Annotated in this window: 11 protein-coding genes; 6 read left to right on the top strand and 5 right to left on the bottom strand. The window is 44.0% G+C overall.

Annotation, left to right across the window (positions count from 1 at the left end; all coding sequences use genetic code 11):
* Positions 1-38: 38 nt before the first annotated feature.
* Both FTU91_RS08090 and asd read right to left on the bottom strand, forming a co-directional pair.
* Entirely contained in the window at positions 39-1,487 is a 1,449-nt protein-coding gene (locus FTU91_RS08090; RefSeq protein WP_180081732.1) for a FimV family protein, read from the bottom strand.
* Between the two features lie 137 nt (positions 1,488-1,624).
* Positions 1,625-2,743, bottom strand: coding sequence for an aspartate-semialdehyde dehydrogenase (gene asd / locus FTU91_RS08095; protein ID WP_180081733.1), 1,119 nt, complete (start codon positions 2,741-2,743; stop codon positions 1,625-1,627).
* Between the two features lie 189 nt (positions 2,744-2,932).
* Between asd and FTU91_RS08100 the strand changes: the two genes are divergently transcribed.
* A complete protein-coding gene (locus FTU91_RS08100) occupies positions 2,933-4,063 on the top strand; it encodes an endonuclease/exonuclease/phosphatase family protein (RefSeq protein WP_180081735.1) in 1,131 nt (376 codons plus the stop codon).
* A gap of 220 nt (positions 4,064-4,283) precedes the next feature.
* The gene (locus FTU91_RS08105; protein ID WP_257221696.1) at positions 4,284-4,676 is read left to right on the top strand and encodes a hypothetical protein; all 393 of its coding nucleotides are present in this window, start codon (positions 4,284-4,286) and stop codon (positions 4,674-4,676) included.
* A gap of 136 nt (positions 4,677-4,812) precedes the next feature.
* Here the strand turns inward: FTU91_RS08105 and FTU91_RS08110 are convergent, their stop codons facing one another.
* From FTU91_RS08110 to FTU91_RS08120, 3 genes are all read right to left on the bottom strand, one after another.
* The gene (locus tag FTU91_RS08110) at positions 4,813-5,913 is read right to left on the bottom strand and encodes a glycosyltransferase family 4 protein (RefSeq protein ID WP_180081737.1); all 1,101 of its coding nucleotides are present in this window, start codon (positions 5,911-5,913) and stop codon (positions 4,813-4,815) included.
* 200 nt (positions 5,914-6,113) lie between these two features.
* Positions 6,114-7,049, bottom strand: coding sequence for a lauroyl acyltransferase (locus FTU91_RS08115; RefSeq protein WP_180081738.1), 936 nt, complete (start codon positions 7,047-7,049; stop codon positions 6,114-6,116).
* 106 nt (positions 7,050-7,155) lie between these two features.
* Positions 7,156-9,066, bottom strand: coding sequence for an ATP-binding cassette domain-containing protein (locus tag FTU91_RS08120; RefSeq protein WP_180081739.1), 1,911 nt, complete (start codon positions 9,064-9,066; stop codon positions 7,156-7,158).
* 33 nt (positions 9,067-9,099) lie between these two features.
* Here FTU91_RS08120 and FTU91_RS08125 point away from each other — a divergent pair, with 33 nt between their 5' ends.
* From FTU91_RS08125 to topA, 4 genes are all read left to right on the top strand, one after another.
* Entirely contained in the window at positions 9,100-9,345 is a 246-nt protein-coding gene (locus tag FTU91_RS08125; RefSeq protein WP_086195322.1) for a SlyX family protein, read from the top strand.
* A gap of 226 nt (positions 9,346-9,571) precedes the next feature.
* Complete coding sequence (locus FTU91_RS08130) at positions 9,572-10,570, top strand: hypothetical protein (protein ID WP_180081741.1); 999 nt, start codon at positions 9,572-9,574, stop codon at positions 10,568-10,570.
* Positions 10,571-10,640: 70 nt separating this feature from the next.
* Positions 10,641-11,090 (top strand): ammonium transporter, encoded by a 450-nt coding sequence (locus FTU91_RS08135; protein WP_086195324.1) that lies wholly within the window; start codon positions 10,641-10,643, stop codon positions 11,088-11,090.
* A gap of 35 nt (positions 11,091-11,125) precedes the next feature.
* On the top strand, positions 11,126-13,765 hold the full coding sequence (gene topA / locus FTU91_RS08140; RefSeq protein WP_180081742.1) for a type I DNA topoisomerase: 2,640 nt from the start codon (positions 11,126-11,128) through the stop codon (positions 13,763-13,765).
* Positions 13,766-13,904 lie beyond the last annotated feature (139 nt).

Consider the following 13,904-nt stretch of genomic DNA (forward strand, 5'->3'; position numbering starts at 1 on the left):
ATGAAACCCATCCTAAAAAATCAAATTGTATAACACCCTTAGTGCGTTGGCTTTTTCTGTACTTGTTGTGCTTTCAATTGTTGCTGCAATTGGGCAAGACGAGTATTTAATAATTGAATTCTGTGATCCTTGTTACGCAATGCCAATTCTAACTGTGTTACGTTTCTCTGTAATTTAACGGTTTTTTCACGCGATGTCATAACTTTTAATGATAATTCATTTGAAGTTTGCCTTTTTTCTGTGTTCTTTTTGGCAGAACCGCTGGCTGAATCTTGTTCTTTCTCTGCAACCAGGCTCATTTCTGCCTGATTCAAGCGATATTTGGCTTTAGCCGACTGATTGGACGGTTTGGAAGGGGCTTGGGCTAAATGGGCAACTTTTGCTTTTTGCTCTTCTTTAGGGCTGGTCAAAGTATTTAAATTCAAAGCAGCGCCACGGCGTAAACGGTTCACATCACCTTGAATAAAGGCATGTTCATTATTGGCCTTGATTTGTTTCATGACTTCGCCAATCGGACGATTTTGCTCAGTGGCCACACGTGAGGCAATTGCCCACAGTGATTCATTCGATTGCACCACATGCTGGTTGGCTGGTGCTGTAGCCGCAGGCTGAGATGATGGTGTAGGCACTGTTTCTGATTTGGCTTTTGGCGCAGCGGCTGCTACAGGTTCTGCCGTTACTTTTGCTTTAGCTACGTGTTGATGTGCAGATGCTGCATATTGTCTGACTAAAGGGTCTGTGGAGACATTGTTATTCGAGTTGTTTGAATTAGCTGAAATTTTCGCTTCATTTTTTGTCAAACGTTGTGCTGCAATGGAACTCTTGGTTTTGAGTGGCGCATTTTGTGGAGTCTGAACCGGCTGGGCAGATAGTGTCGCCATTGCTGAAATGACGGTGGGTGCAGCAGAGGTACTATTTAAAATCGGCGGTGCCGCTTTATGTACCATTAATGGTGCTTCAAATGATTGTGGTAGTGCCGTTTGTGGTTTTTCAATCCGAAATTGCGTACTTTCAGGCAGTTGTAAGGCAATATCTTTTTCATTCACAATGGTGATAGGCATTAAAGGTTTTTCATTGCCTGAGACCCGTGCCTGAGTATTTACCTGGCTGCGCTTCAGAGGGGTCTTGATATGCTGTAAACGTGTCGCATTACCTTCCTGAATTTTAACAATAATGTTCAATTCAGCATCCGTTAAGGGGCGTGATGAGGTAATAGTAATGACACCATTGCCCGAGCTATCGTGACGGGTAAAGAAATTGAGATGTCCGGGAGCATGATAGACAGCGCCTAAAGTTGCGATATCTTCTGCATCAGCCAGGCTGGCCTGGATTTGTGCATGAGGATCAGCATTGCGAAAATTCATTTCCGCATACAATAATTCACCTGCTGCAGATTGAACTTGAATAGGATCAATAGTAATCGCATGAATATTCTGCGAAGCAATAATGGCTAAAATGGCTATCTTTAATTTGTTATATACGGTCATCTTAATCTTTAGCTCGGTTTCTTATCGTATTGCGAAAGTTATACATTAACGAGGTGTTGCAGAATTGTAAAACATTTAACATAAAGGATACATAAAAAAGCCGATCAATTGTGATCGGCTTTTCTTTCATTTAGCACTTAAGCATTTTTGTAATCAATCAGGATACGTAACATACGGCGTAAAGGTTCTGCAGCACCCCATAGCAGCTGATCGCCGACAGTGAATGCGCCAAGGTATTCTTTACCCATATTCAGTTTACGCAAACGGCCCACTGGAACAGACAGGGTACCTGTAACAGCCACTGGCGTCAGATCGGTCATCGATGCTTCACGGGTGTTGGGAACGACTTTTGCCCAATCGTTTGCATTACGGATAATGTCTTCGATTTCATCAAGCGGTACATCTTTCTTCAATTTCAATGTAAGTGCTTGAGAATGGCAGCGCATTGCACCAATACGCACACAGTGACCATCAATAGGAACAATCTGCGAGTTACCCAGAATCTTGTTGGTTTCAACCTGGCCTTTCCATTCTTCTTTCGACTGACCGCTTTCAAGCTGTTTGTCGATATACGGAATCAAAGAACCTGCTAAAGGCACGCCAAAGTTTGCTGATGGGAAACCTTCGCTGCGTTGTAAAGCCGCAATTTTAGAATCGATCTCTAAAATTGGAGAGCGAGGGTCATCTAACAAATCTTTAGTATTGTTATACAAGTAACCCATACCGTTGATGAGTTCACGCATGTTTTGCGCGCCCGCACCAGAAGCGGCCTGATAAGTCATCGAAGTTGCCCATTCCACTAAATTGTTTTGGAACAGACCACCTAAGCCCATCAGCATTAAGGAAACGGTACAGTTACCGCCAACGAATGTTTTAGTACCATTCACCAGGCCATCTTTAATCACGTTCATGTTGACCGGATCAAGCACGATGATGGCTTCATCATCCATACGTAAGGTAGAAGCTGCATCAATCCAGTAACCATTCCAGCCTTCAGCTTTCAGTTTCGGGAAAATGTCAGTGGTGTAATCACCACCCTGGCAGGTAATAATGACATCCATTTGCTTCAGACTGTTAATGTCTGTCGCATCCATAAGTGCTGGGGCAGTCTTACCGCCAAACGCAGGCGCTTCACCACCTGCATTACTGGTAGAAAAATAGAATGGCTCAAAATGAGCAAAATCATTCTCTTCAACCATACGTTGCATAAGGACGGAACCTACCATCCCGCGCCAACCGACCAGACCTACTTTCATGCCACTTCGCCTCGGTGCGTTAAAAAAAATCAAAAGGGATTCGAGTGTATCAAAAAGGGACGTGACTGCAAGTACTACATAATGAAAACATCAATATTATTGAGAGAAATCTCTTGTTTATGTTACATACAAAATTGATAAAGTTTTTCAACTGCAGATCGAATTACCAAGATAAACAGAGTAAAGCTGATGATTTGGGTGGAAATAATTGCAGTTTTAGTGATATGGCTGACATTCTGGTCACTGATTCCACGGGATGAGTGGTGGATTCGAGGTGCTGATTTTCCACGGCTACAAATTCTGGTTTTAGGACTGATTGCTTTTGTTCTGCTGCTGGTCTGGGACCAACCCTGGAATTTAACACGGGAAATTATTTTTATCGGTCTGATTGCGGCACTGGCGTACCAGCTCAAAATGGTGCTGCCTTATACCTTTCTTTGGAAAAAGCAGGTCAAGCATGTTCGCAAACATCAGCTGAATCCAGACAAGCAAATTTCCCTGATCATTTCCAATGTACTAACGTCAAATACCCAATACCAGTTGTTGATTGAGCAGATTCAAAAGCATCAGCCAGATTTGCTGTTAACGCTAGAATCAGATCGGGTCTGGCAAAAAGCACTTTCCGCGATTGAAAAAGATTATCCCTATCGGGTGCCTGTACCTCTGGATAATTTATACGGCATGCATTTGTATAGCCGTTTAGAGCTGAAAGATACCGAGGTCAAGTTCATTTTAAGTAATGAGATTCCTTCCATTCATACCACAGTCATTTTACGTTCAGGTCAACCGGTACAACTTTATTGCTTGCATCCCAAACCGCCGAGCCCCACTGAAGCGAAAGATTCGACGCTACGGGATGCGGAACTATTAATTGTGGGTGACCAGATCAAGGATCTGGATGAAAGCTGTATTGTGATGGGAGACTTGAATGATGTGGCCTGGTCGCGAACGACCCGACTGTTTCAGCGCATGAGTGGTTTGCTCGATCCACGGGTGGGGCGTCACTTTGTCAATACCTTCCATGCCGATTATCCCTTATTGCGTTGGTCACTGGATCATATTTTTCACAGTACTGATTTTGCTTTGGTTCACATGAAACGGTTGCCTCATGTCGGTTCAGACCATTTTCCGGTTTATGTGGTTTTACAGACAGGACGTGTTTTTGAACGGGTGCAAGAAGAACTGGAGCAAACGGATGCTGATGAACAGCAGGCACAAGAAACAATAAAAGAAGGTATTGAAAAAGCTGAAAAAGAAGAAAAACCAGTCACCGATGAAATTACCCAGAGCTATAAAAATGCAATCAAGCAGGCAGATTAAATAATAGAAAAGTGTACGAAATGGCTTACATTGATTTAGGTCAATTGCGAATGTTTCTTTTTTATAAACTAGCTTAATCTGTACTCATCAGCCAAGGAGCCGGGAAAGGAAAATCCCATTATGGAAGATCAAACACATGGCTGATAGAAAGTCATCATGGATATGATGCAGCAATGGATAGCAATAACAGAATAAAAATAACATTTGAAAGCACAACCTCATGTACCCGAGTTTTGCAGGATGCAGAACTCGGGTCTATGGTTTTATAGAACCTCTTGAAAATAAAATTTCAGCCATGTATTTATCAACATTTCAAGAACTTAAAATTTATGTCGTAAATTTTACTGAACTATCACGTGATGCTTTACATATTTATGCAGGGCTGACGCTATTTTTTATCGTGGCGTTTTTCCACCATCATCAGTTGAAGTCGAAGTGGGCGATTTTGGCTGTGCTTATTGTTGCAATTGCTGCAGAGCTGTTGGATGCCCGTGATGATTTAATCAATCATGGGCTGTGGCACATTGGTGCCAGTGTGCACGATATCATCAATACCATTTTCTGGCCGCTGCTCATTTGGCTCATGGCACGATTTCGGGTGTGGAGGGTTTAATACGTTATGGCTTTCGAAATATCAATGCCTGCCATCCTCATCATATATCCAATTATTCAATGTTTACGAAAATTTGCTTTTAATTTCGGTATTACTAACAGCTTGTCGCCATTGAAAAATGACTCATCAATGAAGTCTATTTCAAGACTTGCTTATATAAGTGAAGCGTCTGATCACACATCTCTTTCAAGCTAAACGTTGTGACTGGCTTTACTTGTTGCGGTTCATCCAGATGATTCTTGACTGCATTGAACAGTGCAGTGTGATCATCCACGGCAATTAAACCTTGTGGATACAGCTGCGATAAGATCTCCGCAACCCCGCCACGGTTCCAGCCAATCACCGGAGTGCCTACCGATAGTGCTTCTAAAGCAGTACGACCAAAGGTTTCTGCCTGATTGGAAAGGGAGAGCACCACATCGCTAAATGCCAGCCATTCACGAATATCTGAGCGATGACCAACGAAAGTGATTTTGTCAGTTAAGCCTTTGCCTTGAATTGTGTCCTGCATTTCTTTCAAATAAGCGGCTTTTTTCGGATCGGCTCCACCCACCACTACCGCATGCAAGTTGGGGTATTGTTGCTGTAATTTTTCGACCAATCCAATCAGGGTTTCATGACCTTTTAAACGGGTAATCCGTCCTGGAAGACAGAGTAAAAACTTGTTTTCCAGTTCAGGAAAGTCTTTAAAGGTTTGATTCAGCCACTGCGCAGAAGGCTGATAACTATGCGGAAATGCTACAGGGTCTATACCACGGTAAATCCGCACGATATCTTGTGCTGGGCAATTTTTATAATTGTCGGTGATGTATTTCACCACGCTATCCGATACTGCAATGACTTTTTCAGCCTGGGTCATAATTTGACTATAACGGTTAATCGAATAGAAGCCATGCACGGTACTAATTAAATGTGGACGACGCGCAGCAGGAATGCCTTTTAAAGCAAAATGGGTCAGCCATGCAGGCACGCGGGAACGTACATGCACGATATCTGGTTGGTGCTGTTCAATCAGCTGACGTAGCGGACGAATTTGCCATAAGCTCGACAGGGCTTTTTTATGAATGGCTAGCGTCAAATGTGTTGAACCTTCCGCTTCAAGCTGGGCCACCAGCCGGCCACCATTCGACACCACCAAAGATTTATGACCTTCTGCAACCAAGGCACGGGCGATTTCTAAAGTACCGCGTTCTACGCCACCGCTATTCAGTTCAGGAAGAAGTTGCATCACTTTCATGGTTTTTTGCCTTTAGGGTTGTCGCAAAGCGGAGTTTTACCGTTCATTTATCCAATATTAGGAGTTTATTCTTTACTTTTGTTTCTGCAAAAGTAACTGACGATACATCCATGATATCGCAGTCCAACGGGCGACATCCTTGTCGCCTTTACACAATAGTAGATTCTGTGCGAGGTTTCCTAGTTATCTTAATTATCTTATTAATAGATTTTCTCAAAGCCTTCCGGACGAGTTTTAAAGCGACGATGGAACCACATATATTGGGTCGGGGCAATACGCAGCTGACGTTCAATAATCTGGTTGACACGTGTGGCATCATCGACTTCATCTTCACTGGGCAGATTATCCACCACAGGTTCAATCAGCACATGATAACGCGGATCTTTTAAATCACCGCTACGATAAAAATATAAAGGAATCGGTACGGCTTTGGATATTTTCAGTAAACGGCGATGTGCCGTTACCGTGGCAGCAGGAGTACCGAAAAACGGTGCCATCACACCCTGTTTTAAACCAAAATCCTGATCCGGGCTATACCAGATGGCATGACCCTCTTTCAGATTGCGGATCAGGCCACGCATGTCGTCATGGTCAATCTGGTGGGCATAAATAGTGGCACGACAACGGTAAATCAGCATATCGAGCAAAGGATTGTTCTGCGGACGATAAACCACATCCGGTTCGAAATACTGGGCACACAGGTAGCCACCGGCATCCAGCAAAGTAGAATGCGTACCAAGCAGTAAAACCCCTTTTCCTGCGGCTTGGGCATTTTGAATATGTTCCAGACCTTCAATCGTAACGCGGCCTTTAAACCATTGCGGGCAGTACCAGGCATTCAAGGTTTCAAAAATACCAATCATCTGGTCGATAAAAACTTGACGTGCATTCTCCTGAACTTGCTGTGCAGACCACTCAGGAAAACAAACTTCCAGGTTACGGACTGTGGTTTTGCGGCGCGATTTCAGCTTGTCGAAGGCCAGATTGCCAATAAAAGTGGCCAAGCGGTACTGAATCGCCCAAGGTAAGATCGCCAAAATCATCAGTAAGACAATCCCAATCCAGATGCCCCAATATTGAGGGAGCAGGAAAGACCATTGGAATTCTCCGGGAGTGTAATCTGGCTTTTTACTCATAGTGACCATTTTGAACAAAAGTTTTTTGCAAGTGTAACATGAAGTTATTTTTTTAATAAAAAAGCACCTGCAACGCCAATTACAGGTGCCCCTAGAATGAATCAGATCAGTTGCTGTTAACAAGATTTTCTAATTCTTCCCAACGCTCTAATTTTTCCAGTAACAGGTCATCAATTTCAGTCAAGCGGTTGGAAAGTTTCATGGCTTTGTCTGCATCGCTCACAAACAGGGAACCATCGGCAAGTTGAGCGTTAATTTCAGCTTGCTCTTTTTCCAGCGCTTCCATTTCAGCAGGCAGTTGCTCTAAAGCACGCTGATCTTTATAGCTGAGTTTCACTTTCTTTGCCGGAGCAGGTTCAGCCGCTTTGGCTTCTGCTTTGGCCACGGCTTTTTTGACATCACTTTTCTGATCAACCACAGTCTGATCAGGACGTTGTTGCAAGTAATCCTGATAACCGCCGATGTATTCATCGATATTGCCTTTGCCGTCAAATACCCAGGTGGATGTCACGACGTTGTCCATAAAGGCACGGTCATGCGAAATCAGTAACAGAGTACCTTTATAATCGCCGAGCATTTCTTCCAGCAGTTCAAGCGTCACCATATCCAGATCATTAGTCGGTTCATCCATCACAATCAGATTGGATGGTTTGAGCAACAGTTTGGCGAGCAGAATACGGTTACGTTCACCACCAGAAAGCGCTTTGACTGGTGTACGCGCACGTTCAGGCGAGAACAGGAAGTCCTGTAAATAGCTATAGATATGACGGCGGCCACCGTTGACATCGACAAAGTCCGAACCTTCAGAAACGTTATCTTTAACCGATTTCTCTAAATCAAGTGCATTACGTAACTGGTCAAAATAGGCAATTTCAAGCTGGGTGCCTGTTTTTACCGAACCACCGTGTTCAATTTCACCTAAAATGGCTTTAATCAGGGTTGTTTTACCTACACCGTTATCACCGACCAGACCTATACGGTCGCCACGTAATACCAAGGCAGAGAAATCTTTGATAATCGGTTCCTGATTGCCAAAGGCCACACGTAAATGCTCAATTTCAAACACGACCTTGCCTGAGCGGTTAGCGTCCTGAGTGGCCATGTTCACTTTGCCTTGCTGTGAGCGACGTGCTTTTGATTCCTCACGCAATTCTTTTAAGGCACGGACACGGCCTTCGTTACGGGTACGGCGTGCTTTAATGCCTTGACGAATCCAGACTTCTTCTTCAGCTAAACGTTTGTCGAATAAAGCATTTTGCTTTTCTTCTGCTTCCATTTGCTGAGCTTTAAGGTCAAGGTAACGTGAATAGTTGCCTTCAAAACTGCGCAATTGACCACGGTCCAACTCGACAATACGGGTGGCAATGCTGTCGACAAATGAACGGTCATGCGAAATAAATAACAGGGTCAGGTTATTTTGATCGAGCAGGAATTTTTCCAGCCATTCAATACTTTCAACGTCCAGATGGTTTGTCGGTTCGTCGAGTAAAAGTACATCGGGTTGAGTGAGTAGGGCACGTGCTAAAAGAACACGGCGTTTACGACCACCGGACAAATCGGCTAAATCGGCATCCGGGTCTAAACCCATTTTGCTTAAAATTGAATTTACTTTGTTCTCTAAAGCCCAGCCATCGACTTGATCGAGTTTGTGCTGTAAGTTACCCATGCGGTCGCAGGCTTCCATATCTCCCAGTACGCAGGCATCACTGGCTTCATGATAAGCTTTGAGTACAGCAGCAGCTTCACCTGCACCATCGGCTACAATGTCGGCGACTTTGCCGGAATCCATCGGTACATCTTGGGCCAGCATGGAAATGGTGATGCCATTTTGTATAGAAACTTCACCACGATCTGGCAGCAAACTTCCTTCGATGAGTTTAAGTAAGGTAGACTTACCCTCACCATTACGGCCAATCAAACAGACTCGTTCACCGCGTTCCAGATTAAAGTTCGCGCCGTCGAGCAGGGACGGTCCGCCAAACGCAAGTTGGACATCCCTTAAAGTAATATAGGCCATACTGTTTCCTGAAATCCCCAATGAGGACTTAAAATGACTAAACAAAAAAATCTTAATGATCAGGCGTCATTTTCCGCACACTTGGAAGATTTGCAAGTCCGAATTACATTTTTAGATGATTTAGTTGAACAGCTGAATGAACAGGTAACACGTCAACATATTGAAATTATGGATTTAAAGAAGCAAATGCAGCTGCTTTATCAGCGTGTGGAATCTGCCGATTTATCGGAGGGCATTGCTGCCTTTGATCCGATGTCCAACCGGCCACCGCATTATTGAGCTGAACCCGTCCGTGTATTAAAGCCTTGGTGTTGATCAGGGCTTTTTTATTTGAAAAAGAACTTAACTTATCCTTTCCTTCGCCATTGAATAACCTTCTAAAATTAAAGCACTAGGTCGAGTCATGCCACTGAGTAAAAAACCAGAAGCATAAAGTATTTGACCTTTGCCATGGTTCCCGTTCTAATGCACCGCATCTGCCTAGCCGAACTGTTTATTCGAAGATATGAGTCATAAAGTCGTTCTTCTTGATCTTGAAAATAATATGCCGACTGCGCAATTGTTGCGTAACATCATTCCGCATTATGCAGCAATTTACCTGTTTAATTGTCAGGGAAAATTTGAATATTCTCTGCAAGATTTAACGGAATTTTCAAGTTGGGTCAGCAGTGGGCAAGTGGTCATTCTGGAAACGGCAGAAGTCGAGCACAAAGAGTTTGAGTATGCGGTTGTGGTTGGGCAACTGCTTGCGCTGCTAGATGCCGATGTTTCTATTGAACTCATATCTACCATGCCAAGCAGTGAAATGCTGCTCGAAATGCTGCAGTCTTCCAACCTGAACTGTAGTCTGATCCAGGTTCAGGCTGAAGAACCGGCGTTAAATACAAAGTACAAAATTCCCAGTGTCGAGACCATTCTGCAAAAACCGGATTTGTTGCTTGTCAAAAAGTATTGTGATGCTTTAGGGAAAATGAAGGGTAAACCGAATACGCTGGAGAAATTGAAGAACTCACTGGCGAATATTTTGCAAGTCGAAAATGATCAGCTTCAGCATCTCACTGGCTTATTGATTAATCTAAAAATTGTGAAACGTTTTGACCAGCAAATCAGTTTCCGTAAAAAAGTCATTAAGCAATGGATGCAACTGGACTTGGAGCAGAAAACATCTTTAGAAAAATCGCAGAACATGTCCTCTGCTTTTGCGGAGTTATCCCCTGAATCTTCACAAGAAGTAGAAGAAGTACAGGCCAAAACATTGCATCAGGCGCAAAAAGAGTTATTTAAAAACTTTTCCAAAATTGATCCGGTACAGGTGATTGTGGCGCAAAAACTACGCGAATTAAAATCCGATAAACCCAAAGACATTTATGCTTTGCGCGATTTGCTGGAGCAGCTTTTCCCGAAATCGGATGTGCGGTTATTGCTTAAGGAATTGATTGAGAAAGGATATATTTACTGGAATGGTAGTGAAGTCCTGTATAGTCATGAGCTGTTCCTGAATTAATTTCATCGCTGTAACTTGCGTTTTATATTCAGCTTATGCAACTCTAATAAAGGAATAAAAAGGTTGTGCTATGGAAAATACTGGAATTTGGATTACAGTCTTCATTGTGCTGTTTGTACTCGGCTCAATTTTTGGGCTACGTGTCAGCCCAAGGGAGAAAGCATTAGGCCTAATGCGTGAAAAGGCGCGCAAGATGGCTTTACATCCGCGTTTAGTGGCAGCTCCCGATTGGACCAAAGTGCCCATGGCAACAGAAAAACGCGCCAGTATGGTGGCCTATTACAGTGTTTTAATTCCAGATGCCCGACTGCCATTGATGCGTGCACGTGTGGAAGATCAGAAACTCAAAGTTGTGCAAGGTGATGAGAAGTTTAACGATTTTCCCATTGCATTAAAGGGCATTTATGCTATTGATATGCAGGCAAACTGTGTAGGACTCTATTGGGATGAAGAATCAGACCTTCGAGCAACTCAGTTAGATGACATCAAAGCTTATTTAACATCTTTGGCTGAATTTTAATTTATAAACCCATCAAACAGGATTAACGGTTAACTATGGCGAACGCTCCTCGGTCCACATCCAAAAGCACCACAGCAAAATCACCGAGTGCTGCGAACAAACGTGCCTTAGTGATTGTGGAGTCGCCTGCAAAAGCGAAAACAATCAACAAATATCTGGGTCCAAATTACATCGTGAAATCATCGGTAGGTCATGTTCGTGACTTGCCGACTGGCGGTTCTAAAACGGCAGAAAAAAAACCGGCAACCCGTACCAAATTAACCGATGAACAAAAAGCGGAAAAAGCACAACAGGCTTTGGTCAACCGTATGGGGGTTGATCCTGAGCATGGTTGGAAAGCGCATTATGAAGTGCTTCCTGGCAAAGAAAATGTCGTGGCGGAATTGAAAAAACTGGCATCGCAAGTCGATGAAGTCTACCTCGCAACGGATTTGGACCGTGAAGGGGAAGCCATTGCCTGGCATTTAAAAGAAGTGATTGGTGGGGATGATTCACGCTATCAGCGTGTAGTATTTAACGAAATTACCAAAAATGCCATTCAGGAAGCCTTTAAACAGCCTGCACGCCTGGATATCGACAAGGTCAATGCGCAGCAAGCGCGTCGTTTCCTCGACCGTGTTGTGGGCTTTATGATCTCGCCATTACTTTGGGAAAAAATTGCGCGTGGTCTGTCGGCGGGTCGTGTCCAGTCAGTTGCAGTTAAACTTGTGGTGGAACGCGAACGCGAAATTCGTGCCTTTATTCCTGAAGAATACTGGCAGGTTTTTGCAGACACCAAATCTCAAAAAGATGATATCCGTCTTGAAGCTGTGAAGCAGGGCGGTAAAACCCTCAAACTGCGTAATCAAGCTGAAACTGATGCTTTACTCAATCTAATTAAAGATGCTGAATATAAAGTTGCCAGTCGTGAAGATAAACCGACCAAGGTCAACCCAAGCGCCCCGTATATCACATCAACCCTGCAACAGGCTGCAAGCACACGTTTAGGCTTTTCTGTAAAGAAAACCATGATGCTGGCACAGCGCCTGTATGAAGCGGGTTTTATCACCTATATGCGTACTGACTCCACTTTCCTGAGTGATGATGCAGTCAATATGGTGCGTGGTCATATTGAAAATGAATATGGCGCAAAATACCTGCCTGCCAAGCCCAATCGTTACGGCAACAAGGCGGGTGCACAAGAAGCCCATGAAGCAATTCGTCCTTCAAATGTGGCATTGAAAGGCGACAGCCTTGCAGGTGTGGAACGTGATGCACAGCGTTTGTATGACCTGATCTGGCGCCAGTTTGTAGCCTGTCAGATGACTCCAGCAGAATATCTGTCATCAACCATTTTAGTCGATGCCAACGGTGTGGAACTGAAAGCCAAAGGCCGTACCTTGGTCTTTGATGGGTTCACCAAAGTGCGTGGTGCAAATAAGGCTGATGACGATATTCTGTTACCTGCTGTTAAAGTGGGTGAAGTGCTTAAACTTGAGAAGCTCGATCCATCGCAACATTTTACCAAACCACCGGCACGTTTCACCGAAGCATCGTTGGTAAAAGAATTAGAGAAAAAAGGCATCGGTCGTCCTTCGACCTATGCAGCCATTATTTCTACCATTCAAGACCGTGGCTATGTAAAGCTGGATAATCGTCGTCTTTTTGCCGAAAAAATGGGCGAAATCGTGACCGATCGTCTGGATGAAAGTTTCAATAACCTGATGAACTACGACTTTACCGCAGATCTTGAAGGTCAGCTGGATAAAGTGGCTGATGGTCAGCGGAACTGGAAAGAGTTGTTAGATAATTTCTATGGCGACTTTAAGAAACGCTTGACTACAGCGCAAGGCGAACACGGTATGCGCCGTAACCTACCTGTTGAAGTAGAGGCAGTGCATTGTCCGGAATGTTCTCGTCCAATGCAGATTCGTACCGGAACCACAGGCGTATTTTTAGGATGTTCAGGCTATAACCTGCCGCCTAAAGAGCGCTGTAAAGGCACGTTGAATTTAACCCCGGTGGAATCTCTGGCAGCGCTGTCTGATGACGACGCGGCAGAAACTGCCGACCTGATGTCGAAAAAACGTTGTCCGATTTGCGGCACAGCCATGGACAGCTATGTAATTGATGGTGGCCGTAAACTGCATATCTGCGGGAACAATCCGGACTGTGCCGGTTTTGAACTTGAAGAAGGTGAGTTCAAAATTAAGGGTTATGATGGTCCAACTATTCCATGCGATAAATGTGATGGCGAGATGCAGCTTAAGACCGGTCGTTTTGGTCCTTATTTTGCCTGCACCAGCTGTGACAATACCCGTAAAGTGTTAAAGAATGGTCAGCCTGCTCCTCCGCGTGTAGATCCAATCAAAATGGAACACTTGCGTTCTACCAAACATGATGACTTCTTTGTCCTGCGTGATGGTGCGGCAGGTTTATTCCTGGCAGCAAGTAAGTTCCCGAAAGTTCGTGAAACACGTGCACCGAAAGTGGTGGAACTTCGTACCGTAGCCGAGCAGCTTGATCCAAAATATCAATTTATTTTACAAGCGCCGGATGCTGACCCTGAAGGAAATCCAACTCTAGTGAAATTCAGCCGTAAGAACCAGGCGCAATATATTGGTTCGGAAACACCTGAAGGCAAGCAAACCAAGTGGAGTCTGGTATTCCAGGATGGAAAATGGATTGAAGCTTGAGTTTTAAGAAATTAGGACTTACGCATTGACGGATTCAAAAAAGTATTAAAATACTTTATAAAGTATCTGTGATCAGACGAATTAAACATGCTTCTACAGCAACTTGTACATTACCCATTTATATGGGCTTTCTCATGAC

This window comes from Acinetobacter sp. YH12201, from assembly GCF_013418145.1.
GTDB lineage: Bacteria > Pseudomonadota > Gammaproteobacteria > Pseudomonadales > Moraxellaceae > Acinetobacter.